This window comes from Brevibacterium permense (genome assembly GCF_013280495.1).
GTDB lineage: Bacteria > Actinomycetota > Actinomycetes > Actinomycetales > Brevibacteriaceae > Brevibacterium > Brevibacterium permense.
Map to the genome: position 1 here is coordinate 164,967 of NZ_JABSSX010000005.1, position 23,617 is coordinate 188,583.

General features: G+C 64.0%; 18 protein-coding genes and 1 pseudogene. 6 read left to right on the plus strand and 13 right to left on the minus strand.

What is annotated here, in order from left to right; genetic code table 11:
• Positions 1-7: 7 nt before the first annotated feature.
• The 4 genes and pseudogenes from HK353_RS09390 to HK353_RS17605 all read right to left on the minus strand — a co-directional run.
• On the minus strand, positions 8-2,695 hold the full coding sequence (locus tag HK353_RS09390) for a LuxR C-terminal-related transcriptional regulator (protein WP_173155518.1): 2,688 nt from the start codon (positions 2,693-2,695) through the stop codon (positions 8-10).
• 283 nt (positions 2,696-2,978) lie between these two features.
• Positions 2,979-5,552 (minus strand): LuxR family transcriptional regulator, encoded by a 2,574-nt coding sequence (locus HK353_RS09395; protein WP_173155520.1) that lies wholly within the window; start codon positions 5,550-5,552, stop codon positions 2,979-2,981.
• Positions 5,537-6,286 carry a helix-turn-helix transcriptional regulator gene (locus HK353_RS17600; protein ID WP_245395923.1) on the minus strand — a complete coding sequence of 250 codons (750 nt, stop codon included), beginning with the start codon at positions 6,284-6,286 and terminating at the stop codon, positions 5,537-5,539. The genes HK353_RS09395 and HK353_RS17600 overlap by 16 nt, the downstream gene beginning before the upstream one ends.
• Positions 6,287-7,666: 1,380 nt before the next feature.
• Positions 7,667-8,083: pseudogene (locus HK353_RS17605) on the minus strand (ATP-binding protein); the annotation flags it as partial.
• Positions 8,084-8,386: 303 nt separating this feature from the next.
• Here HK353_RS17605 and HK353_RS09405 point away from each other — a divergent pair.
• Entirely contained in the window at positions 8,387-9,580 is a 1,194-nt protein-coding gene (locus tag HK353_RS09405; protein ID WP_173155524.1) for an acyl-CoA dehydrogenase family protein, read from the plus strand.
• A 38-nt stretch (positions 9,581-9,618) separates the two neighbouring features.
• Positions 9,619-10,764: an acyl-CoA dehydrogenase family protein gene (locus HK353_RS09410; protein ID WP_173155526.1), complete on the plus strand. Its 1,146-nt coding sequence runs from the start codon at positions 9,619-9,621 to the stop codon at positions 10,762-10,764.
• Between the two features lie 459 nt (positions 10,765-11,223).
• Here the strand turns inward: HK353_RS09410 and HK353_RS09415 are convergent, their stop codons facing one another.
• The 4 genes from HK353_RS09415 to pyrE form a co-directional block, all read right to left on the minus strand.
• Positions 11,224-11,853 carry a TrmH family RNA methyltransferase gene (locus HK353_RS09415; protein WP_173155528.1) on the minus strand — a complete coding sequence of 210 codons (630 nt, stop codon included), beginning with the start codon at positions 11,851-11,853 and terminating at the stop codon, positions 11,224-11,226.
• Positions 11,850-13,502: an ABC transporter permease gene (locus HK353_RS09420; RefSeq protein WP_173155530.1), complete on the minus strand. Its 1,653-nt coding sequence runs from the start codon at positions 13,500-13,502 to the stop codon at positions 11,850-11,852. The genes HK353_RS09415 and HK353_RS09420 overlap by 4 nt, the downstream gene beginning before the upstream one ends.
• On the minus strand, positions 13,502-14,377 hold the full coding sequence (locus HK353_RS09425; RefSeq protein ID WP_173155532.1) for an ATP-binding cassette domain-containing protein: 876 nt from the start codon (positions 14,375-14,377) through the stop codon (positions 13,502-13,504). The genes HK353_RS09420 and HK353_RS09425 overlap by 1 nt, the downstream gene beginning before the upstream one ends.
• Before the next feature lie 207 nt (positions 14,378-14,584).
• The gene (gene pyrE, locus HK353_RS09430) at positions 14,585-15,151 is read right to left on the minus strand and encodes an orotate phosphoribosyltransferase (RefSeq protein ID WP_062862586.1); all 567 of its coding nucleotides are present in this window, start codon (positions 15,149-15,151) and stop codon (positions 14,585-14,587) included.
• Positions 15,152-15,391: 240 nt separating this feature from the next.
• On the opposite strand from pyrE, the gene HK353_RS09435 reads away from it, so the two are divergent.
• Together HK353_RS09435 and HK353_RS09440 are read left to right on the plus strand one after the other, a co-directional pair.
• Positions 15,392-15,664 (plus strand): GlsB/YeaQ/YmgE family stress response membrane protein, encoded by a 273-nt coding sequence (locus tag HK353_RS09435; protein ID WP_173155534.1) that lies wholly within the window; start codon positions 15,392-15,394, stop codon positions 15,662-15,664.
• A gap of 272 nt (positions 15,665-15,936) precedes the next feature.
• The gene (locus tag HK353_RS09440) at positions 15,937-16,284 is read left to right on the plus strand and encodes a hypothetical protein (protein WP_173155536.1); all 348 of its coding nucleotides are present in this window, start codon (positions 15,937-15,939) and stop codon (positions 16,282-16,284) included.
• Between the two features lie 585 nt (positions 16,285-16,869).
• On the opposite strand, the gene HK353_RS09445 is transcribed toward HK353_RS09440, so the two are convergent.
• Positions 16,870-17,646, minus strand: a complete 777-nt coding sequence (locus tag HK353_RS09445) for an SDR family NAD(P)-dependent oxidoreductase (RefSeq protein WP_173155538.1) — start codon at positions 17,644-17,646, stop codon at positions 16,870-16,872.
• Entirely contained in the window at positions 17,643-18,467 is an 825-nt protein-coding gene (locus HK353_RS09450; RefSeq protein WP_173155540.1) for a thioesterase family protein, read from the minus strand. Before HK353_RS09450 ends, HK353_RS09445 begins: the two co-directional genes overlap by 4 nt.
• A 155-nt stretch (positions 18,468-18,622) precedes the next feature.
• Here HK353_RS09450 and HK353_RS09455 point away from each other — a divergent pair, with 155 nt between their 5' ends.
• Positions 18,623-19,417, plus strand: a complete 795-nt coding sequence (locus HK353_RS09455) for an exodeoxyribonuclease III (RefSeq protein WP_173155542.1) — start codon at positions 18,623-18,625, stop codon at positions 19,415-19,417.
• A gap of 289 nt (positions 19,418-19,706) precedes the next feature.
• Here HK353_RS09455 and HK353_RS17610 read toward each other — a convergent pair whose 3' ends face one another.
• From HK353_RS17610 to HK353_RS09470, 3 genes are all read right to left on the minus strand, one after another.
• Positions 19,707-19,898: an XdhC family protein gene (locus tag HK353_RS17610; protein WP_217278370.1), complete on the minus strand. Its 192-nt coding sequence runs from the start codon at positions 19,896-19,898 to the stop codon at positions 19,707-19,709.
• Positions 19,899-19,944: 46 nt separating this feature from the next.
• The gene (locus tag HK353_RS17300; RefSeq protein ID WP_173155544.1) at positions 19,945-20,334 is read right to left on the minus strand and encodes a transposase; all 390 of its coding nucleotides are present in this window, start codon (positions 20,332-20,334) and stop codon (positions 19,945-19,947) included.
• Between the two features lie 129 nt (positions 20,335-20,463).
• Positions 20,464-21,030 carry a PadR family transcriptional regulator gene (locus HK353_RS09470; protein ID WP_173155546.1) on the minus strand — a complete coding sequence of 189 codons (567 nt, stop codon included), beginning with the start codon at positions 21,028-21,030 and terminating at the stop codon, positions 20,464-20,466.
• A gap of 94 nt (positions 21,031-21,124) precedes the next feature.
• On the opposite strand from HK353_RS09470, the gene HK353_RS09475 reads away from it, so the two are divergent.
• A complete protein-coding gene (locus HK353_RS09475; protein ID WP_173155548.1) occupies positions 21,125-23,590 on the plus strand; it encodes a xanthine dehydrogenase family protein molybdopterin-binding subunit in 2,466 nt (821 codons plus the stop codon).
• Positions 23,591-23,617: the final 27 nt, after the last annotated feature.

Sequence of the window (23,617 nt, forward strand, 5' to 3'; positions counted from 1 at the left end):
CGCCAGCTCAGACCGCGGCGAGTCGCGGGTTGCCTGCCAAACGAGACACGAGTTCTGTTCGCGACCCGACATCGAGCTTGCGGTAGACAGCCGTGAGGCGGAGTTCGACGGTGCGCAGGGAGACGAAGATCCGCTCGGAGATTTCCCTGTTCTTCAGCCCGGCACGGACCAGCTCGACGACTTTGAGCTCCTCATCGCTGAGTTCGCCGAGGCGCGGAATCTCAGGCATCGTCGGCGCCTCCGGCTCGTCGACGATCTGACCGGTGCGGAGATGGTCGGCAAAACGATCGGCCCCGACTTCGCGAAACAGCGCGGCAGCGGCGAGCCTCTGTTCGCGTGCTCTCAGCTTCGACCCGTTGTCGGTCAGTCTCGAGGCGAATGCCGCATGAGCGACCGCCTTCTCGAAGACGAATTCAGTGCTGCCGGACTGCCGCAGCGCTCTCCCGAACAGTTCGGTGGCTGTCTCCCCGGCGGCCAGGAGCGCTTCGCTCCGGCTGACCACCAGATCGGTCCACCGAGATGGGCACGCCTTCGCGCGGTCACGCAGCTTCTGCAGCAGAAGAGTCGCATGCTCGCGTCTGCCCACACCCACCAACGCTTCGATGAGGTCGCCGTCGATTCGACGCACGTTCGGGTTGGCCTCGTCCATTGACAGCTGTTCGCAGCGTCGAAGGTGCCCGAGCGCTTCGGCCGGACAGTCGGTGCGCAGCAGGTATCTGCCCTGAAGCGCATTGAGCTCGGCCAGCAGGCGGTGGTTGTTCGTCGCCGAAGCCCAGGCCGCCGTCTGTTCCTCGACGAGCCCTGCTTCGCCGGTGCGTCCGGTCAGCAGCAGCTTCCAGGAGTGCAGCAGCAGGATCCGATCCTGCCGAACGACGACGAGTCCTCTGCGCTTCTCGGCCTCCGATTCCGCGATGACCTTGTCGATGACCTCGACGGCCTGACTGATCCGGCCGAGGCGCATGTTCAGATCAGCACGGACACAATCCACCTGCCGCTTCCAGACCCTGGTCGCGGCACAGGTCTCACCGATGTGATCGAGTACGGCGGTCACGGCTTCATAGTGCTCGGTGAGCACCAGCCCCTGGGCCACGGCGAGTCCGAAGCTCGGTCTGATCGAATCCTGATGTTCCTGCAGGTTCGCGAATCCCGCGAGCGCCGACCTGTCGTCCCCGCTGTTGCTGTCGAGCAGGATGCGCACGGCGCGGACAAGCTGCTCGTCGCTGTCACGGACGTGCTCAGCGGCGGTTTCGGCAAGTGTCAGAAGTTCCTGCGCTCGGGCGAATTCGCCCCGTTCACAATGGCAGAGCGCCAGAGTCAGCTGCAGGCGCGCCACTTCGGCGGGCGCCTGCTCCGATTCGCATCTGCTCCACGATGTGAACAGGGGGGACGGCAGCGTCTGCGTCTCGAGGAAGACGTTGCGGACCTCGAGCGTCCGAGCGCGGACGACGACCGCGGCCCGGTTCGACCGGGAGGCGATCCGCACATAGCGGTGAGAGAAGGCGAACTGCCCGTGATCGGACAGTGTCTCGGCGATCTCGACCAACTGACCGCGCAGCTCCTCGATGTCGTCGCAGACTCGGATGGCCCGTTCGGCGAATTCGGCACCTCCGGCAGTGAGTCCGCGGCGCACCAGGCTGAGAGCGTGCGCCGCCAGCTGCTGCGCGGTCTCCTCACCCGGGTCGATGAACGAGACATGCCATGCCTCGATCTGCGGCCATGTGTCGGCACAGTCCTCGGCCAGGACGAGGTGGGTCCGGCGTCGCTCGCTCGCTCCCATCGACTGCTGCACCATGGCACGGACGAATCCGTGCGGTATCCGCAGAAAGGCTCCCCGACGTTCGATCGTGCCGCGCGATTCCAACTCGTCGACGGCTTCCCAGAACCCGGGCAGCCTCCTGGCCAGGGGCCGCAGCGGAGTCAGCGGGGACAGCGACAGGCATCTGAGAAGCGCATCGGCGCCATCGCTCAGCCCCTCGACGTAGTCGGCGATCATCGGTCGGCTGGCCGGTCCCACTCGCACCGGGATCGACAGCGCGATCTCCCCGCGCATCTCGCTGGGCGCCATCTCCTCGAGGATGTGGCTGACGGCCAAGGGACGACCAGCTGCGGCGTGGGCGGCGACCTGGGCCGCCTCCTCGGCGATGCGCGTGTGTCCGAAGCGGGCCAACGCGAGGTCGCGGGCGAGCTCGATGAGCTCGGCGATGCTGAGATCCGCAAGTTCGATCTCCGGCACCGAGGCGAACGGACCGTCATCGTCGATCGACCGAACCGTGATGACGATGTGCAGACGTCCCGACTTCAACCGGCGCAGCGCCTGACCGAGCACCCGCTGCGAGTCCATGTCCATGTCATCGGCATTGGGCACGAGGATGAGCGTGTCCTCCTCTCCGGGGATCGATCGGAGAGCCGCCATCATGCTCGGCACGACCTCATCGGCAGCGAGCTCCGACGGATCGGAGGGTCCGTTCGCGGATGCGCTGACTGCAGCGAGCAGACCGCCTAACCCGGACAAGGGCGTGTCCTCGTCGAGCGGACTCGATGCGGCCCTGATGACCGTCCCGTCCCACTCCGACTCCAGTGCCCGCAGAATCGAACGCCTTCCGGACCCGAAGCCGCCGGTGAGAGCAGCGGCACGGTGTCGGGAGAGGAGGGAGCGGAGGTCGCCGACTTCCTTGCGACGAATCACCTGACGCATGATCCGCCTCCCGCCGTCTCGTCCGGGGAGATCGTCCGCACAAGGGTGACCGGCCCGGGGATGGCCGCTGCCGTTCGCACGGCGCGGGGAACGGTTCGCTGAGGAGGCTGAGGTGTGATGTCCATACTCAGATACTGCTCGCCGGCGGCCGTCCCGGACCAGGTGGTCGATACGGGAGTCCCCGTCAGGTCACTACTCAGTCACCGCAGGGTCACCACTAGAGCATCACTGCGAGTACTCACTCGTGTCCGAAATCCCGCAGTCGCGCATACTCGGTTCGAGCTCAGGCGCGCAGTCGGCCTTCGGTATCCCGCATCGCCTCGGCGACCTGTTCTCTGCGCTCGATGCCGAGTTTTCGGAACAGCCGGTACGTGTGTCCCTCGACCGTTCGCACCCGCACGCCCAGTTCCGCAGCGATCTCCGCATTCGTCCGACCGGCGACGATGAGCGCACTGATCTGCTTCTCCCGGGCAGTCAGCCCCGTGACCTGCCCACCCGGTCCGCGGCTCTGGCCGGCTCCGAATCGTGCGGCCAGTGCGACACATCTGCCCGCCAGGTCCGGCATCGACGGGCCGTATTCCTCCGCAAGCGAGGTCAAAGCAGCACGATCATGATCGCACAGAGCAGTGCCGAGGCGGCCGACGATGTCGAACTCACGCCCGGTTCCGTTCGCGGCCGCTTCGCACATCGCCTCGGGTGCGATCTCATCGAAATGCAGGAAGAGATGCAGGCGGATGAGGACGACGATCGCCGCTGCCCCATCGGCTTCGGCTTCGTCCAACTTGCGGCGCAGCTCGTGTTCGTACCTGGGCTCCCCTGTGCGAATCGCACGTGCAGTCGTCCGCAGCACGAGAGCCCGCCGATATTCATGGTAAGGAGCCGTCACGGGCAGCTCGTCGAAGCGGGCATGCAGATCATCGGCCTCAGCCGCAGTTCCCACCCGAGACACCGCATATTCGGCCTCGGCCAATGCGATGGGAAGCTGCGTGCCCAAATTCCAATAGGTCAGTGATTCGATCGCGGCTCGCAGCGCCTTCATCGCTCCCGGAAGGTTGCCCTCAAGCAGGTGGGTCTGCGCCCACAGCAGGTCGATCGGACCCGAACGGGCTGACAGATACGCGATGTCGTGGGTCGGCAGCGCTGTCATCAGCTGCTTCGCTTCGCCTGCCCGTCCCAGCTGCAGGAGGGTGCGCCCCCGCAGCATGACCACATGGAGCGTTGCCGTGCTTTCGAAGTGGAATTCGGCCTGCAGGGACTCGAGGAGGGCGAGCGCTTCCACAGTGAGGCCCGCGTCGAGCATGTCCGTTGCGCGCAGCATCGTGTCGAACAGATGGAAGCTGCCCGACGCGACGCTCTCGTGGGAGAGTCCCTCTAGGACATCCACCGTGATCGGTCGTTCGTCGGCCACGACCGCAGCGACTCGGTCGAACAGCTTGAGCCCGAACTCTGCATCCACTCCCTCTCCGGGGTGTCCGTCACCGTCGTCCTGCAGCCGTTCCAGTGCGGTGCGGAAATCCGCAAGCCGCAGAGCGGGGGACATGGAGCTGAGAGCGCGATTCAACCACACCACGAGTGAGTCCACGACCAGCTGTGCGCAACAGGCCGTGCGAACGCCGTGGGCCAGGAAGTCGAGGCCGAGCGGAGCTTTATTGCATCCGCAGTAGAGCAGGGCGACCGAGAGCAGTTCGTGCGGACTCAATCGTTCTGTCGGGATTTCCCCCATCAGCCGCATGGCCCGATGCCAGTCTCCGAGGCGGGCGGCCGCCAGTGCGGCTCCGATGGTCTTCGATTCGCTGACCTCAGCTCCGCAGTTCAGCCCCCATTCGGCCCTGACCACCTGCGACCGTTCCGAAGGCGTATCTCCGCAAGCGTCGATGAAGTCGAACCACTCTCTGCTCCGACCAGTCGGGGTTGTGAACCTGATCGTGTCCGAGGCGTGGTTCTCGACCGCCTCATAGACATGAGATCTCTGCGCATCGATCTTCAGATCGCCGGCGGCCACGAGCGCATCCGCGGCTTCCCCGAGTCCTGCCTCGAGCAGTGTCGCAAGTTCCACTTCGCCCGCAAGGACGACCAGTTCGAGGGCTTCCGTCTCCTGCGGCGAATGGTCGGCAAGACCGATCCGTGCATAGTCGCGGGCACGAGCATCGAAGTCGGTGTCGAACCCGTCGAGGATCCACACTCCTCGGCGCATGAGGAATCGCGAACGCCGCTCGGTGTACTCGAGGAGTTCGAGCAGCTTGCCCGGATTGCGCTTCGAATGGAAATCGACGATGTCGACCACTGCTTGGGACACGATGTGCCCGAGGCGATCTTCGATCATCAGACGGTAGTCCTCACGCGGCAGCGGACCGACGACGAGATGCTGGAGCACACGGTCTTCGACCAGAGTCGAGAACGGCATGACCCCGCTCTCGGGGTTGGACCGCGTCATCGCGACGAGTCTGATCGAGCCGACACTGGCCAAGTCGGTCAGGATCTCCTGCGAGCGGGAGTCCAGCAGGTGGGCATCGTCGACGAAGACCGCCTGGGGAGTTCGAGTCGCGGTGAGCCGGGACACGATTCGCCCCAGCAGCGCGGAAGAGTCGCCATCGAGGTCGACGAGCAGACCGAAGACGCCGAACTCGGTGTTCTGGTGCACCCGGTCCCCGCGGATCCAGATTCCGTCGTTCTCATCCGCGAAGGCCGTTCTCGCCAGGAGGGTCTTGCCGACGCCGATCTCACCTTCGATGAGGATGCCGGAGCATTCCGAACAGCGCAATGACTGACGGATCAGGTCGAGTTCGCCTCTGCGTCCGAAGATCTCAGTTCCGTCAGGAGCACTCGAGGCGGCTGCTGTGGTCAGTTCCTCAGCCATTCCGTCACCACCTCTCGCAGCTCCTGCCGATTGGCCACGTGAACTCGGCGGTAGAGACGGCCGAGGTGCCATTCGACGGTTCGGGCCGACAGGTGCAGCTCCACTCCGATCCCGGCGCTCGTCCGGCCGTCGACGACACCGGTGATGATTGCTTCTTCGAGCTCGGTCAAGTTCTCATGGAACAGCTTTCCATCACTGCCGAAGTCGAGCTCGCGCCGACTCCGCCCCAGCAGGATCCGGGCTTCTTTGGTGGCTGTGGCATCGCCTTCGGCGACGGCGCGCTGTCGGGCCTCGCCGGACAGTTGGGCGCAGAGCACGACGGCGCCGAAGAGCAGCGCCTCACGGGCCGCGGTGATGAGCGCCTGCAGATCGCCTGTGCTGAAGGCATGAGACACAGCACGCAGCAGGCGACCGAGGGCACCATCGACCCTGCCGGCCGACGCCGCCAGGCAGCCGATGGCCTGCTCATGCCCGAGCCGGCCGGCTTCGAGCCAGGCGAGGCAGGCAAGAGTGTGCGCGCCGTGCTCGTCCGCCCAGGCCCCGAGCTCGTACAGTTGCGGGCCTGCGGGCCCGGGCGACGTCTGCGCCAATGCCTGAAGGTCGAAGAGTCTGGCTTCGAAGGACGCCCACCACGAGTGCCGACTGGCGTCGGAGCCCTCGTCGACGGCGATCGGGACGACTTCGCTCCGCTGATGTGTCAGCACCGCGGAGAAAGACAGCGCCGACCTGGCCATTCCCGCTATATCGACGGTGTCGCAGGGGTCGGCACCGAGGTTGAGTTCGCTGAAGATGTGGTGAGCCTTCGCCGCGTTGCCGGTACGCAGGTCGATGAGCGCGTTCGTCAGTCTGGTCAGCCGTCGGCTGGACGTCAGTTCATCCATTGCCGTTCGCGCCTCGGCCCAGTTGCCGGCGATGAAGTTCGCCACGAAGAACTGCGGGACGGCATCTTCCCGTTCGAACGATTCGGGCCCGGGAAGTCCGAACATGAGCCGGGCTTGGGCGATATAGCTCAGCCCCAGTTCGATGTGCCCGGCCATCACTTCTGCCACGCCGAGGAACGCACACGCCCTGAGACGGTGGCGCACCGAACACGCGTGGTTGAGATAGACGCTTTCGGCCAGAGCGCAGGCAGCGGCGATCCGACCTCCTTTGAGTTCGAATCGAGCACGCGTCGCGTCCAGGCGGCCGATGTCGATCGGCAGCGAAAGCGTGTCCCGGACCCAGTCGAGCCGCAGATCCTCGGGCCTCCGTGGGTCCACCAGCCTCAGTTCCATGGAGGCGAGTCGGGACAGGTACTCGTGCTTTGAGGCATCCGGATTCAGACATGCTTCGGAGACGAGCGGGACCATGATCTCCCTGGCCTGCCTGAGACGGCCTGCTCCCCACTCGCAGCGGGCGAGCTCGAGGTCGATTTCGGAGCCGCGGTAGCCGCTGGTCCGGACGATCTCCGCGGCTTCGAGGTACCTGCCCTGTGCGTTCCCCCAGCCCGCGGCCTCCCGCACCTGTTCGGGAGGCGGCACTCGCCCCAAGGAGATCGACCACGCGGCGCAGCCGAAGAGCGCCCGACCATGGAGAGCCGAACGGTCGACCACGGAATCGAACCGAGTGAGCAGTTCGAGACTGCGAGACGGAGGGACCGCGGCGCGGACATTCTCAGCCGTGACGGGTTCGTGCATGCTCACCTCTCCCCCTCGCCCTTTCGAGATCGAGAGCAGACCGTCCTCCGCCAGAGCGTCGATCGTCTGCGGACTGGTGAGTCCGACGAGCACGTCATAGGGCACCGCTTCGATGAGAGAGACGGTTTCGATGACCTCTCGACTGGACTGATCGACCCGGGCGATCGCGGTTTCGACCCCGCTGGTCCGGCTCCGTCCGAACAGCAGCCTCTCGAGCAGCCGCGGATTGCCATGGGCCAGGGCGGTCAGCTCCGAGACCGATCTCGTCTCGGTCTCCATGAGTCCGATGCTGGTGATCATCGCCACCGCATCCGCCTCGTCGATACCGTCCAGATCGATCCTGACGACGTTCCCGGCCAGCCACAGGCCGGCGATGAGATCGACCGGCGGGCGTGCGGATTCGGCGGCGATGACGAGCGTGATCCTGCGTGCATCCGTCAGCTGAGCCAGCACTGCTAGGGAATGATCGTCGACGAGATCGGCATTGTCGACGACGACCAGAGAGCGCCCGCCCGCGGCTCTGCGTTCGAACAGGTCACCGATCACCGACAGCGCTCGACCGGGTGGGAGGTCCGTGTCGATGCCCTCCCGTGACAGCAGGATTCCGAAGATTCCGAGGTTTCTGGCCCGCGCATTCTCCGAGCCGCGCAGACGGGTGACCGACAGATCGGGGTCGAGACGAGAGAGTGCGGTGTTGACCAACGCGGTCTTCCCGACGCCCGCCGCGCCGATGATGAGTGCACCGAGATGACGCTGCCCGGAGAGCGCGTCGACGAGCGTCGAGAGTTCGGACTCATATCCGTAGAGCCGGCGCGAGGGTGCGACCGGGGGGATGTGTGTGGTCCTGCCTGACACGTCACTCAGCTTTCCGTACCCCTGGGGATCTTCTGCGGCGGGGAATGCGGAGCCCCAGCGGCACGGGGTTCGGTCCGGAGAGGCTCACGTCTGGGAATCACCGAAGAAATTCCACAAACAGTATTACCACTTGCGATAGCTGTAGTAATACATTTTCGAAATAAAGTTAGGCGATTGTGACATCAACGTCCGCCCCCGCTGGGGGCCGCCTCGGCGAGGATATCCCTCATCGCCCACTTGTGAGGCCGAACACCGGACCGTACCATTGAAGGAAAGTTACTGAACGATCTATAAGGAGTTCGCATGGACACCCTACTGAATGCAGAAGAGCGCGAGTTCGCGCAGCAGATGCGTCAGTTCTACCGCACGGAGATCCCTGAGGAACTCCGCCTCAAGGTCGCCACCGGCCAGGAGCTGAGCAAGGAAGACATGGTCACCTCGCAGCGGATCCTCAACGAGCACGGCTACGCCGTGCCGAACTGGCCGGTCGAATGGGGCGGCCAGGACTGGACCCCCGTGCAGCGTCACATCTGGCTCGAAGAGATGCAGCTAGCCTGCGTTCCGCAGCCGCTGCCGTTCAACGTCTCCATGGTCGGCCCCGTCATCGCCACCTTCGGCTCGCAGGAGATCAAGGAGCGCTTCCTGCCCGCCACCGCGAACATCGACATCTGGTGGTCGCAGGGGTTCTCCGAGCCCAACGCCGGCTCGGACCTCGCCTCGCTCAAGACCACCGCAGTGCGCCAGGGCGACAAGTACATCGTCAACGGCCAGAAGACCTGGACGACCCTGGGCCAGTACGGCGACTGGATCTTCAACCTCGTGCGCACCGACCCGGATGTGAAGAAGCAGGCCGGCATCTCCTTCCTGCTCATCGACATGAAGACCCCCGGCGTCACCGTCCGTCCGATCCAGCTCATCGACGGCGGCCACGAGGTCAACGAGATCTTCTTCGACAATGTCGAGGTGCCCGTCGAGAACCTCGTCGGCGAAGAGAACAAGGGTTGGACCTACGCGAAGTTCCTCCTCGGCAACGAGCGCACCGGAATCGCCCGCATCGGCGGTTCGAAGGTCAACCTCGCCCGTGCCAAGGCCTATGCCGCGGTGACGAAGACCGCTCGCGGCACTCTGCTCGACGATCCCCTGTTCTCCGCTCGTCTGACGAAGATCGAAGCCGAACTCACCGCGCTCGAGATGACCCAGCTTCGGATCCTCTCGACCCAGGCCGCCGGGTCCGACAAGCCGGATCCGCGCTCCTCGGTGCTCAAACTCAAGGGCTCCCAGCTGCAGGAGGACATCTCCGAACTCCTCGTCGACGTGCTCGGTCCGCAGGGTCTCGACTTCGTCTCCGACCGCGTGCAGGGCCAGGGTCTGTCCGACCTGCCCAACGGAGCTGTCGATGCCCTGCCCGGCTACTTCAACACCCGCAAGGTCACCATCTACGGCGGTTCGTCCGAGGTGCAGCGCGGAATCATCTCGAAGGCACTGCTCGGTCTCTGAGATACCGACGCTCACTCGATCTCCCAAGAAGGACAACAATGGATCTTGAACTCAACGACATTCAGCAAGAACTCGCCAGCACTCTGAACAAGTACCTGCGCAGCGAGTACGACATCGCAAAGCGCGAAGAGATCCTTCGCAGCGACGAGGGCATCTCCCGCGAGAAGTGGCAGGCCTTCGCAGAGATGGGACTGCTCGGGCTTGCGATCCCCGAGTCCTACGGCGGCGCGGACATGACCTTCAACGAGGTGGCCGTGGTCGCCGAGGCGTTCGGTCGCTCTCTCGTCCTCGAACCGTTCCTGGCCACCGCAGTCCTCGGCGCCAATGCCGTTCTGCTCGGCGGCAGTGAGGAGCAGAAGCAGGCCATCCTGCCCGGTGTGGCAGAGGGCCAGACCTTCCTCGCTCTCGCAACGCTCGAGCCCGGACTGCGTTACGCAGTCGACGCTCCGCAGACTCAGGCTTCCGGTGCCGACGGCAGCTTCACCCTCACCGGTGAGAAGAACAACGTGCTCGGCGGAGACGTCGCCGACCACTTCGTCGTCACCGCCACGCAGAATGGCGAACTCGGCCTCTACCTCGTCGCCGCCGATGCCGAAGGTCTGACCCGTGTGGCTCAGCGCCAGGCCGATGGTCTGGGCAGCGCGAACCTCAAGCTCGAGGGTGTCGCCGCCCAGCGCCTCGATGCCGCCGATGCCAACGCCGTGCTGTCCGAGGTCCTCGACCTGGGCAACGCCGCGATCATGGCTGAGGCCGTCGGTGCGCTCGAAGCCTCGCTGACGATGACCGCCGAGTACCTGAAGACCCGTGAGCAGTTCGGTGCTCCGATCGGTGCGAACCAGGCTCTGCAGCATCGCGCCGCCGACCTCTACGCCGAACTCGAGTACGCGCGCAGCATGGCTCTGTACTCTCGCCTGGCCGTGACCTCCGAGGTCCCGGGCGCCGAGAAGGACCGCCACCGCGACGTCATCGCCGCGAAGATCATCGTCGACCGGGCCGCTCGCAACATCAGCCAGGAGTCGATCCAGATGCACGGCGGCATCGGCATGACCATGGAATACCCCATCGGTCACTACGCCAAGCGCCTGACGGTCATGACCCGCACCTTCGACGACTCGGATTCGCTGACCGCGGAGCTCGCCGAACTCGGCGGACTCATCGAACCCCACGCCGCCGACCTCAGCTGAGGCAGCGGCACTTCAGCGCCGCACGTTCGACCCCGAGCGTGCGGCGCTGCGTCGTCGGAGCCTATCAACGCCCACCGAGGCGGCCGGATCCCGGCAGCACGGAAGCGCCGAGGCGGCACGCCCATCGTCGTGCCGCCTCGGCGCTTCTTCGTCTCCACGCATTGCGTAACTTCGCAGCGTCCGTGTCTGCTTTGCTCAACCCCGGCGAGGGTACGGCGCCCTCGGCACTTCATGGGCAGATACGCTGCAGCTCCCGGCGGAATCGGTTTGTTGGGTCGATCCGCGGTGTTTTCAGTACGGGAAACACCGTGGATCGCCCCAACAATGCCGTCAACCGCATCTGCGCAAGGAGGACAGGGCATCCTCGGCGAGACCGCGGCCTCCTGTACGAGGAGGACGGGAGAATTCCTCAGGGAGACCAAGTCCCCCGATGCGAGGCCGCCGCTGCAGGCAGAGAAGTCAGTTCACGGGCTGGTCGTACACGTGCCGGCGGATCCAGGAGTGCATGGTGATCGCGGCGGCGGCTGCGGCGTTCATCGACCGCGTCGAACCGTACTGCGCGATCGAGAGCACGTCGCGGCTCGCCTGGTGCGCTTCCTCGCTCAGTCCCGGTCCTTCCTGGCCGAACAGCAGCAGGCAGCGCCGAGGCAGGTCGTAGGTCTCAAGCGGCACAGAATCCGGGAAGTTGTCGATGCCCAACAGCGGCACGTCGTTCTCGGCGCACCAGCTGAGCAGGTCGTCCACGCTCGGATGGTGGATGACGTGCTGGTACTTGTCGGTGACCATCGCTCCGCGCCGGTTCCATCGGCGTTTGCCGACGATGTGCACGGCTGCGGCGTTGAAGGCGTTGGCGGTGCGCACGACCGAACCGATGTTGAGGTCGTGTTGCCAGTTCTCGACTCCGACGTGGAAGTCGTGACGCGAGTCATCGAGGTCGGCCACGATCGCATCATGCTTCCAGTACCGATACTTGTCGACGACATTGCGCCGATCGCCATCAGCCAGCAGCTCCGGATCGAAGTGCTCGCCCACAGGCCAGGGGCCGGTCCATGGACCGACCCCCACCTGCGGTTCAACGCTTTCGGTCACTTGTCGTCGCGGGAATCATCCGCCGACTTCGCGTCCTTTTCGTCTGCTCCGCCGGACTTCACGTCTGACTTCTTCGTGCCGGATTCCTTCGCCGAGGCAGCCGCCGACTTCTCGTCGTCCGCCGACTTCTCGTCGTCTGCGGCGTCCGAATCGGCATCCTCCGCGTCGTCGGCGCTCGAGTCCGCCTTCGCAGGGCCCTTAGCCGAGGTGGTGGCACCGACCTTCTGCGCGCGCTTGCTCATCTTCACGGTCTTGCCGCCGCGTCCGCCACCGGACAGCACCGAGCGCACGTACGCGCCCGAGGCCAGAGCATGGAGGATGACGGCGAGGATTAGGGCGATGCCGGCGGCGACGAGGCCTTCCCACCACTCGGCCTGACCGGCGAAGGAGCGGCCGGCGATGCCCAGCGGCGAGGTGAACGGCGTCCACGAAAGCACCTTCGCAACGGTGCCCGAGGGTCCGATGATGACCGGGGCGAAGAAGCCCGCCACGGTGATGACGCCGATGATCGTTAGGAAGGCGGCGCGCGCCTTGGAGCCGACGACGGTCGACGCCCAGACAAGCAGCGCGAACACCGACCAGGCAGTGAGCAGCAGGGCCAGCGCGAACCAGCCCAGGCCCGGCAGCATGGCGAATGCCAGGGACGTCTTGCCCGACAGCGAGAGTCCGAGCTCGGTGACGACGGCAGCCGCAACGAGGTGAACGACGACCAGGGTCAGCATGCCCGTGATTCGTCCCGAGGCCGAGGCGCGCGGTGGAATCGTGGCCGCGATGATCTCGGTGATCCGGTTGCGCTTCTCCAAGCGCAGGTTCTGATACAGCGCAGTGCCCAAAGTGGCGACGACGAGCAGCGACAGTACGACCATTCCCCACAGCAGCGGGGTGGCCACATCGCTGTCGACGGCCGGCGTCTCGAGCAGCGTCGCTTCGGTCTTCGGCGCGAGCTTCTCGAGCAGTGCGTCGGGCTGTTTGTCCAGTGCGATGATCGTCGGCTGTCCCTGACCGCTCGGGTCCTGGATGAATGCGGCGTCGACCTTGCCCTCACGCACGAGCTTCTCGGCCGCCTGCGCGTCGTCGACGTCGGTGATCTTCACACCCAGCTGCTGCTCATACATCGCCGCCTGCTCGCCGACTCCGACCATCGCCATGGTCGGAGTGCCCGAGTCCTTCTGCACGTCGGCGACGATTCCGGAGATGATCGCGGCCAGCACGCCGAGGATGATCACGCCGGCCGTGACCAGGAAGTACGGGCTGCGCATGGCCGTGGTGGACTCACGATTCGACACGAGCCACGCGGCCTGGCGGTTGCCGACATCGACGAACTCCGAGACCAGTCCGGTCTCCGGCAGTTCGTCGGGATCGGGGGTGTCCTCGGCGAGCTCGAAGGGAACGTCGTCGAGACCGGCAGTCGCGCCGGATTCGTCCGAACCCTTCGCGTCCGAGTCTTTCTTCCCTGAGGCGGCCGACCCCTTAGCCGCACCGGTCACGGTCGCCTCGGCGTCCGAGTCGACCTCCTCGGCTGTGGTCTCGTCTTCGATCACATCGTCATCGACGGGCACACCGAGGTCGTCGATGCCTTCGCCGGCCGTGCCCTTGGACACGAGCGGTTCCGGGGACTCGTCATTCGCACCATTGTCTTTGCGCGCCATTACAGAGCCTCCTTGTACTGCTCGGCCAGTGTCGGGCGGACACTTTCGAAGTTCTTCACATTCTTCAGCTCAGCCACGGCAGCGGCGGCTGACTTCGCATCATTCGCGCGGAAGCTCACGCCCTCGCGTCCGACGGTCTTCACATCGCTGATTCCCGTTCGGGATTTCAGCACCGAGGCGTCCGCCTCGGTGTCCGCCGTCTCGACGCGGTAGTGCGGGTCACCGAGCAGCTTCTCGACGCTGCCCGAGGCGGTCACCTTGCCCTGGTTCAGGATGATGACATCATCGGCGAACGTCTGTGCGGCCTCCCAGTCGTCGGTGGCCAGGATGACAGGCACGCCCGAGGATGCGTGGGCCCGCAGCAGGGACGTGACCAGGCGCAGCGAGGCGGCGTCAAGGCCGGCGAAGGCATCGTCGATGACGACGACGTCCGGGTCGGCGGCCAGCGTCGCGGCGATGTCGACGCGGGCGATCTCGGCGCCGGAGAGGTTCTTCAACGGTGCGTAGCCGCGGTCGGCGAGCTCGAGGTGGCCGAGCAGGGTCAGCGCATTCCGTTCGGCCGCGCCCAGGGTGATCCCGTGCAGGCGGGCGAGGTAGACGATCTGGTCGAGCACGCGCATGTTCGGGTATCCCCCGCGCTCGGCGGGCAGATACCCGAAGTTCTGTCGATCACCGAAGTCGAGCTCGAAGTCCTCGAGTTCGACGCTGCCCACGTCGGCGGAGATCAGGCCCATGATGATGCGCACGAGTTCGGTGCGGCCCGCCGAGCGGGTTCCCACGATCGCGGTGATCCGGCCCGCCTCGGCGGTGAAACTCACCTCGTCCAGATATGTCCGCTTCCCTTTGCGCAGGGAAACCTCTTTCAGTGTGAGCACGCGTCATCCTTACTGTTGCATCAGGCAATACTGTGGGAGTGTCTCATCTATCGTGTTGAAATCAGAGACGTGTTTCAAACCGGGCCTGTGATTTCGACCGAATTGCCAGTCGAGTCCCAGGTCGTGTTCGGTGGGTTCGTTCTCGCCGAGGCGGTCGTGGCTAAGCATCAACCCGCCGAGGCGGTCCCCCGTCAGTCGAGTTCGAGGTCAGTCGAGGCCGAGGTCCGCGGTCGTCAGCGCGGTCAGGTACGGAATTCCCGTCGCTTCGACCCGTTCCTTGGCGCCGGTGTCGCGGTCCATGACCACGGCCACGGCGACCACCTCGGCGCCGGCTTCCTTGAGCGCTTCGACGGCGGTGAGCACGGAACCTCCCGTGGTCGACGTGTCCTCGACGGCGACGACGCGCTTGCCGGCGACGTCGGGGCCTTCGACGCGACGGGACATTCCGTGCTTCTTCGCCTCTTTGCGCACGACGAAGGAATCGAGCGGGGTGCCGCGCACCACAGACCGGTGCATGACGGCGGTGCCGACCGGGTCGGCACCCATCGTCAGGCCGCCGACGGCGTCGACCTTGTCGAGCAGATCATGAGCCTCGAGGAGGTCGAGGACGACATCGCCGACGAGCGGTGCCGAGCGGTGATCGAGAGTGACCCGACGCAGATCGAGGTAGTAGTCGGCCTCCTTGCCGGAGGAGAGGGTCACCCTGCCGCGCACCACGGCGAGTTCGTCGATGAGGTCGAGCAGTTGTCGGCGAGTGTCAGCGCTGTCGGTCATGGTCTCCAGTCTAATGCGCGGGTTTCGGGCGATCGCTCAGCGCCGTCTCAGCGACGGCGGCGGATGCGGACGTGACAGACGGCACAGATCTGGAGCGTAAGGATTTCGTCGCGCCTGCGTCTGTACCGATGCTATAAAGAATCAACACACCTTTGGACTTTCGACTACAGTGAGTTGTAGAGTGTCAACAACACCGCGCAGCCCAGCCGGTCAAGTGCCTTCAGGAAGGACGTGAGCAACATGGGTTTCATCGCATATCTCATCCTCGGACTCATCGCCGGAGCCATCGCTAAGGCGATCCTGCCCGGTAAACAGGGCGGCGGCTTCTTCGCCACACTGATCCTCGGCGTGATCGGAGCCATGGTCGGCGGCTGGCTCGGCGGCATGATCTTCGGCGCGCAGATGGATAAGTTCTTCTCGCTGTCGTCGTGGCTCTGCGCGATCGGCGGTTCGCTGATCGTGCTCATCATCTGGGGCCTCATCACCGGACGCTCGAAGAGCAAGGCCGACTGAGCGACTGCAGCACAGAAAGAGGTGGCCAGCCCAAGTTTGAAACTGGGCTGTCCACCTCTTTCTGTGCCCGCAGCAAGTGAACCCGCTTCAGTCACGGCCGAGGCGAGTTTGTGGAACACCCTTCTCTGAAATGCACAGTTTCCTCATTGGGCAATTGAGATTGGCAATTGAGAGCAAGGTGCATCGAAAGCGGAATTCGCTGGGTTTCGGGGCCTTCCGCAGGACCACGACCGACCCGCACCGCCACTGACCGTGCAACCGCAGACGGCGCCGTGGATGTCGATCTCCCCGATGGGACCGTCGACCGCAGCTTGCAGGTTGACGGCGATGACGACGAAGAGCTCATCGACGATCTCGGACACGGGCCGACTGTCGTCGAGATGCGCATCGATCCGGACGTTGAGGCCCTCACTGGTTCGTCAGACCTCGACGGCGCTGCCTCCGGCTCGCCCGCAGGAGTCAGATTCACGCTGCGGGCGCGGATACCGGACACTGCGTCGACGGCCTCGCGGATGATTCCGCAACCGCCATCGCCGAGGGCGTGGAAGCATGGGTATATGCTCGAGCGCCGGCGCGCCTCGACGGACCGTTCGACCGGGGCAGCACCGTCGACGCGATGACCCAGATCCTCCGGCACTATCGGGTGCGGCCGCCGAACATAGGCACTATCGGATACCTTCCACGCGCAGAAGTATCCGATAGCGACCTGGATGTGAGTTCGGATGTCCGAAAGTGACCTGAAGTCAGGCAGGCGTTCGCGAAATTCTCTGTGAATGACAAGAACCCCGGGGCGCGTGATCGCGACATCCCGGGGTCCTCGCAGCACTCCCCTCGAGTACCCGGACGCATCCCCATACGTCCGTTATGTCCACCCGATCCCCACCGGGCGAACACATTAATTTGACCACACTTTCATATCGCTTGTAAAGAATCTCACGCACCGTCTTGAATCCTGTCGGGCTTTATAGCATAGAAGCGATCAGAATAAAACCCCTGGTCACAGGCTCAACTCCAGATAGTTCAATCCTCAACTCATTTGTGCCGCTCCTGCAGAAAATTGCATATAGGTCACATTTCGCGACGCGCATACGACCACGATTCGATGATCGCCGACACGTCTTGCGAGACCCGACTCAGCGAACGGGGTGCCAAGCGATCACCGCTGGCGCGCGTCATGCCGACGAGGCCACGTGACGAATCCCGACTCAGCGATCGCGGGTGCGGGCGAAGGAGAATCCGGTCGAGCCCCAGCGCATGAGCGGACGCGGCACCAGGGGAGCCACGAGCGAGGCCATGCGGTACCCCCATCCCGGCACCGAGACGACCTTGGCCGCCCGCGCATCGCGAAGCGACTGCCGCACCACCTGATCGACGCTGAGCCAGATCAGGCCGGGCCCCGGACGCTCCACACCGAGGCGGCTGTGGAATTCCGTCCGGATGAACCCGGGCAGAACGGCGGTGACCGTCACCGGGCTGTCTCTGAGCTCCCCGGCGAGCGCCTCGGTGAACACCAGGGTCGCGGCCTTCGAAGCGGCATACTGTCCCATCGTCGTCACCGCTGCCAGCGAGGAGACGTTGATGATCCCTCCGCGACCGCGGGCCTGCATGCGCCGGGCCGCCGCCAGCGACAGCTCCCTCACCGCCCCGGCGAGCACCCGATCGAGCGCATCGAGCTCAGCAGAATCGGTATCCAGCAGTGTCCCGCGCAGACCGAAGCCGGCATTGTTGATGAGCACGTCGATCGGCTGCGTCGCGATGATCTCGTTGACCGCGTCGATACCGTCACGGATCGACAGATCGGCCATGGCCACCTCGGCGTGGATATTCTGCATGGTTCGCAGCTGCTCGGCCAGCTCACTCAGCCGGACCTCGTCCCGGGCGACGAGGACGAGGTCGTAGCCCTCGGCGGCCAGGGTGCGGGCATAGCCGCGTCCCAGCCCGGAGCTCGCCCCGGTGATGAGGGCACGCGGCCGCGGATTCATACCGCGCCTTGGCCTCGGCGCACGGTCAGGGACTGCACTGCTGTGCCGATGGGACCCTCGACGTCGCTGAGCACGCTCGTCGTCTCGCCCAGGCCGGTCGGCCCGAAGGCCACCTTGGTGTCGAAGCCGACCCAGCCGGGCTCGGGCACGCGGGTGAGGTGGATGGAGAGGTCGACGTTCGGGAAGAACGTCGTCTTCGGATCCTCACGGACGGCCAGACCATTGGCGGTGTCGACGAACTTGACGAAAGCCGCAGTCGGCGGGTCGATCTCACCGTCGACGAGAGGATAGGGACTGCGCACCCAGGACCGTGCGTAGCCGGGGCGGGCGTCCACTCCCTGGCGCCCCTCGAGGGACGCGATGTAGCCGCCGCCCCAGCGGTTGGTGAATGGGATCTCGGGCACTTCGGACACGGGCGGCATCGCGGACCATTCGTCGCCGGCGACCGCCTCGGTGTCGGAGGCCTGCAGTCTCCACACCCGAGCGGTCACGCTGGCGCGCTCACCGTGGCGCATCTGCGCTTCGACGAGTTCGATGGTGCGGCCGGGGCGGACGACGTCGACATCGATGGTGAACTCGCCGGAGTGGATGACACCGAGGACGTCGAAGGTCACCCGGGAGATGAGCTTGTCGCTGGGCAGTCGACGTTCGATCTCGGCGAGCACTATCCCCGAGGCAGGCGCGAGGTGCTGATCGCCGGGCTGCCAAGCGCCCTGGCTGTGCAGAGTTGAGATGAGGCGGTCCTCGGACAGCCGCACATAGTAGGAGTCCGGGTAGGCGGCACCGTCGTGGCCGAGGTGATCATTGGGAGCTTCAGGCATGGGCCCAATCCTATCGAGCCGTCGACACCGCGATCGGCGCAGGGGCGAAGCGCATACCCGTCCCGTGCGGCTCCGGCAGATCATCGCCGAGGCGGCCCACCCGAGCCGTCGACACCCTGTTTTCACCTCCGGCGCGGACGGCTTAGGGTGGGAGGGTGAGAATCGCTACGTGGAATGTGAACTCGATCCGTGCCCGCCACGACCGCATCGGGGCCTGGCTGGATCGATCGGATGTCGATGTCCTGGCCATCCAGGAACTCAAGTGCAAGGACTCGCAGTTTCCCGAGGAGCTGTTCACCGAGCGCGGCTACGAGGTCAGCTATCACGGCCTCAACCAGTGGAACGGTGTCGCCATCGCCTCGCGCGTCGGACTGGCCGACACCGAGATCGGGTTCAAGGACATCCCTGCCTTCGGTTCGGAAGAACCCGTCGTCGAAGCCCGGTCGCTGTCGGTGACCTGCAACGACGTACGCGTCTATTCGCTCTACGTGCCCAACGGCCGCGAACTCGACGACCCGCACTATGGCTACAAGCTGGAGTGGTACAAGGCGCTGACGGCCGATATCGCCGCCCAGCTGAGCGCCGAACCGCAGAAGAAGCTCGTGCTCTGCGGTGACTTCAACGTCGCTCCTCTCGACGAGGACGTCTGGGACATGGCCGAATTCGACGGCGCCACCCACGTCTCCGATGCCGAACGCGCCGCTTTCGATGATCTCCTCGGCGCGGGCCTGAGCGAAGTGACCCGCCAGTTCACGCCCGGACCCGGCGTCTACACCTTCTGGGACTACCAGAAGCTGCGGTTCCCGAAGAAGCAGGGCATGCGCATCGACTTCCAGCTCGCCTCGCAGGCGCTGGCGAAGACAGCGACCGCAGGCGAGATCGACCGTGAGGAACGCAAGGGCAAAGGCGCGTCCGATCACGCTCCCGTCATCGTCGACTACGACGTCTGAACGGCTCCGGTATTGCTGTTCCGAGCTCCGTGAATCGGTCCCCGCGCCTCCCCCAGCGGCAGGCTCGTTCCGCTTTCTATGCCAGAGACGAACTTCTGAATCATCGACACTGCGATCTCTTGGGCCGGCTTTGCCCCCCGAGTCGAGTCCGAACGGGGCACGGAGTCGCTCATACCGCTAGTCAGTCGTTCGTCGAGACCCCATCGCACCAATGAAACCCTCGTCTGATCGCAGAGCACGCTCCAGGAGCGGAACATCGAACTTCGAATCATGGGCATGAGCTCGCAGATCACGGTACGCCGATTGGCCGAAACTTCATCGAGATACCTGTGCGGCCCCTGATTACGAGTTCGTTCGCATCGGGAAACCGTTCCCGAGTGGCGAAAGTCGCTTGCGCGTCGCAGACGGTGACGTGATACCCGGTCAGCTTTCCGACTCTCACCAGCGCAACCGCGAGCGAGCTGGCGCCCAAGACGATCATCTTGGCCGGAGTGCCACAGTTTCGTATGGAATATCTGGTTTCCGCACTAAGCGAAACATTCAGGTCGGTGCGGCAACAGCGTGAGCGATCCACATCGACAGGGTGTCCACGAAAAGTCTCCTTCCCACCGCATCATGGAAATTCGTCTAAGGCATGTCTCCTTTATTGGCTGATCTATGTCAGGATCGCGCTGATCACAATGGCCGCTCGATGGGTAGCGGCGGCGGCGTTTCCATACGGACTGCCAGGGTCCGAAGCGCTCGCGTGGCAGGTCGCGCCAGGCAATGCCGTACCGGTATCGGTAGACGGTTCCTTCGACCATTCGACGGGTACTCTCAAATGTTCGGTCTCTTTTGCTGACGTTCGAGGGCAGCAATGGTTCCGTTGTCTCCAACTGCCCATCAGTCAATTCACGGAGTGGTTGTTTTGTCGTCACGAACCCACCGGGTCAATCCTGGAAACGCCAACAGTAGGGAACACACCCTAGCGACCGTCAGAGGGAATTTGACAGTCAACATCGAAAGGAAAGGGCGCAAAGATGGCTATGGGAAAATGAGTCCAATTCTCATACTTTCTCATTGGTGGCGGCACCCATATGATCCTCGATCTCTTCGGTGAGGTCCGCCCAGAAGTGTAGGGCAGCGCGTTCCATAGCCAAGCCGAGGCGGAGTGGGACCAACCGGGGCGCGATGTCGTCGTTACTTGCGAACCGAGACTGCATGGATTCGTAGGTATCAATCCGATTCTTGTGTTGAAGGACCTGTTCCTGAGCCAGCGCGAGGACATCTTCCTCCGTCGTGAGCTCGGCGAAGAACAGCTTCAATTCAGCGATGTCACGGACCTGCATCTGTTCGGTCGTTGGCTCGGCGAGCCAACGCTGCAGAGCTTCTCGACCGTTGTCCGTAAGCTCGAAGGTCTGCCGCCGCCGCCCACCCTTCTCCGTCGTGACGTCCAGCAAACCAATTTCCGATAGGCGTTTGGGCTCCGAATACAACTGCGCGTGGGGAAAGGGCCAGAAGAACCCGACCGAATGCCTCACCGCACGCTTGAGATCGTAGGACGTCGAGGGGCCACGTAAGCCAATGAGCCCCAGAACAACGTATGACGTAACGCTTAGCCGATCTGTTGACATGACCCCAACCATATCCTACGCTGATGATCAAGCTCATACGGTCCAATATGGACGGTATGGTACGGACTATAGGGAACTATAGGGAGAGGATCGCATGGACGCGACCGCCAAGGGCCCGGGCCGTCAGGTCACCCAACCGCTTACCAAAATCCCCGCGACATCTGATGGGCGCATAACCGGCTCACGAATCGAGGATCCGCCGCTTGTGACCGGGCAAGGCCGGTTTCTCGATGATCTCGATCCGCTACCTGGCACATTGGTCGCCGCGATCGTCCGCAGTCCTCATGCGCATGCCAAAATCCGGAAAGTTGACCTAACCCGCGCCAGGTCTCATCCGGGCGTCGCCGCCGTCATCGGACCAGAAGAGGTTCTTGAGACCCTCAAACCCTTTCCGTTGTCTCTACGCACGAATATGCCTTACTACCCGACTGGGACGGATAAAGTCCGCTATGTCGGTGAGCCAGTGGCGGTTGTCGTTGCCACAGACCGCTACACCGCGGAAGACGCCGCGGAGCTCGTTCGAGTCGATTACGATGTCCTCCCCGCAGTCGTTGATACCAAAAAGGCGGCCAATCCCGACAGCGCTGTCCTTCACGAAGGTGCGGACAGCAATATCGCCAGCGACCGGAGCTTCACTTTCGGTTCGGTTGATGACGCCTTTGCCCGCGCCGCACACGTAGTCAGCGAGGAGTACAAGTTCCCGCGCTATTCCTCCACGCCCATGGAATGCTACTCCGTCATCGCCGAATGGCGTGATGAATCCACCGGGCCCCAGATCACCGCCTATGCGAACTTCCACGGCCCCTTCTCCATCGTTCCCATTCTGGCCGGCGCACTCGGAATCTCGACTGCCCAACTGCGGATCATCGTCCCGGCGGATAACGGTGGAAGCTTCGGTATCAAATCCGGGGTCTACCCCTATATCGCCCTCATGGCCCTTGCCAGTCGACATGCTGGCAGACCGGTGCGATGGACCGAGGACCGTATCGAACACCTGCTTTCTAGCTCAGCAGGTTCAGATCGAATCATGCGTTTCAAGGCTGCTGTATCCGCAACAGGCACTGTTGAGGCGTTGGACGTGGACTTCCAGGAGAACGTCGGCGCTTACCTCCGTCCGCCAGAACCTGCCACGCTGTACCGCTGTTTCGGCAACATCACCGGCCCCTATGGAATTGACGCTGTGCGCATGAGGGCACGGGCCGTCGTCACCAACAAGGTGCCCACAGGCCTCAACCGTGGATTTGGCGGGCAGCAACTCTACTTTGGGCTGGAACGATTGATGGACAAAATCGCTGTCACGGTAGGCAAAGACCCCCTGGAACTCCGGCGAACCAATGCCATCCCGACATCAGCGTTCCCCTATGCCACTCCCACAGGAGGGATTTACGACTCGGGCGATTATGAAAAGGCCTTCGCAATGCTCACTGAGAGCGCTCAATATGAGAAGTTGCGGGCCGAACAGCAAGCAGCGCGGGAACGCGGTGAGATCATGGGCATTGGCATAGCCGCTATCGTCGAGCCCTCAGCGACGAACATCGGTTACATCGCTCTCGCCACCCCGCAGGACGAGCGGGTTCGCGGCCGGGACAAGTCTGGTTCCACCGAACACGTACGAGTCAGCGTTGACCCCCAAGGCGTCGTTTCGGTGCTGCTAGGCACCGTCCCGCAGGGGCAAGGGCACGCGACCGTCGCGCGCGAGATTGTAGCCAACCAGCTCGGTCTATCTGTCGAACAGGTGGTTCCCAAGATCGACATGGATACCGCGACTACGCCGTGGACGATCACGACCGGCAGCTACTCCTCGCGATTCTCGCCACTGCTCACGTCAGCGCTCGTAGAAGCGACCGACCGAATCGCGGCAACCATCAAAGTGGCGGCCTCCGTCCTCCTTGCCGAAGACCCGACGGAACTGGAACTTGCCGATGGCGAGGTACGAGTCACAGCGGATCCTCAACGATCCGTCCTGTTCCGCCATGCTGCCGGCCTCATCCATTGGGACCCGGGATCGCTTCCTGATACCTTCGAGGCCCAGCTCAATGCAGAAGCTGCCTTCACCCCACCGGAATCAACTGCGGCCTCAAAAACAGACCAAATCAACTCCTCGCTGTGCTACGGCTTCGTCCTCGAGCTAGCCGTTGTGCGCATCGATCCGGAGACGTTGGAGATCGCAATTGAAAAAGTCTTCTCCGTTCACGACCCCGGCACCGTACTCAACCCAGTCCTTCTCGAGGGTCAGATACACGGCGCCATGGTGCATGGGCTCGGCGGGGCGATGTATGAGGAGATGTTCTACAGCGAGTCAGGACAGCCTACCTCCACTTTCATGGACTACCTCGTCCCTACCTCGGCAGAGGCCGCCTTCCCGTTGACGAGCGAAACCTTCGAGACCCCGTCGCCGCTGAGTCGACTTGGCGCAAAGGGCGCGGGTGAAGGGAGCAGCATGAGCTTTCCAGCGGTAGTCGCCAACGCAGTATCGGATGCGCTGGCTCCCCATGGCGTGCAAATTACCTCACTTCCTTTGCACGGCAATGTCATCCACGAACTCTTGTCCAACAGCTAACCCGACTACAAAAAGGAATCACAGACC

Excerpts from the sequence above, each read along its gene's own strand:
- HK353_RS09450 (WP_173155540.1), bottom strand. The coding sequence starts at position 18,467 with ATGCCTGAAGCTCCCAATGATCACCTCGGCCACGACGGTGCCGCCTAC.
- HK353_RS09445 (WP_173155538.1), bottom strand. The coding sequence starts at position 17,646 with ATGAATCCGCGGCCGCGTGCCCTCATCACCGGGGCGAGCTCCGGGCTG.
- HK353_RS09420 (WP_173155530.1), bottom strand. The coding sequence starts at position 13,502 with ATGGCGCGCAAAGACAATGGTGCGAATGACGAGTCCCCGGAACCGCTC.
- HK353_RS09410 (WP_173155526.1), top strand. The coding sequence starts at position 9,619 with ATGGATCTTGAACTCAACGACATTCAGCAAGAACTCGCCAGCACTCTG.
- HK353_RS09395 (WP_173155520.1), bottom strand. The coding sequence starts at position 5,552 with ATGGCTGAGGAACTGACCACAGCAGCCGCCTCGAGTGCTCCTGACGGA.
- pyrE (WP_062862586.1), bottom strand. The coding sequence starts at position 15,151 with ATGACCGACAGCGCTGACACTCGCCGACAACTGCTCGACCTCATCGAC.
- HK353_RS09470 (WP_173155546.1), bottom strand. The coding sequence starts at position 21,030 with ATGTCAACAGATCGGCTAAGCGTTACGTCATACGTTGTTCTGGGGCTC.
- HK353_RS09390 (WP_173155518.1), bottom strand. The coding sequence starts at position 2,695 with ATGCGTCAGGTGATTCGTCGCAAGGAAGTCGGCGACCTCCGCTCCCTC.
- HK353_RS09475 (WP_173155548.1), top strand. The coding sequence starts at position 21,125 with ATGGACGCGACCGCCAAGGGCCCGGGCCGTCAGGTCACCCAACCGCTT.
- HK353_RS17600 (WP_245395923.1), bottom strand. The coding sequence starts at position 6,286 with ATGGCCAGGTCGGCGCTGTCTTTCTCCGCGGTGCTGACACATCAGCGG.
- HK353_RS09405 (WP_173155524.1), top strand. The coding sequence starts at position 8,387 with ATGGACACCCTACTGAATGCAGAAGAGCGCGAGTTCGCGCAGCAGATG.
- HK353_RS17610 (WP_217278370.1), bottom strand. The coding sequence starts at position 19,898 with ATGATCGTCTTGGGCGCCAGCTCGCTCGCGGTTGCGCTGGTGAGAGTC.
- HK353_RS09435 (WP_173155534.1), top strand. The coding sequence starts at position 15,392 with ATGGGTTTCATCGCATATCTCATCCTCGGACTCATCGCCGGAGCCATC.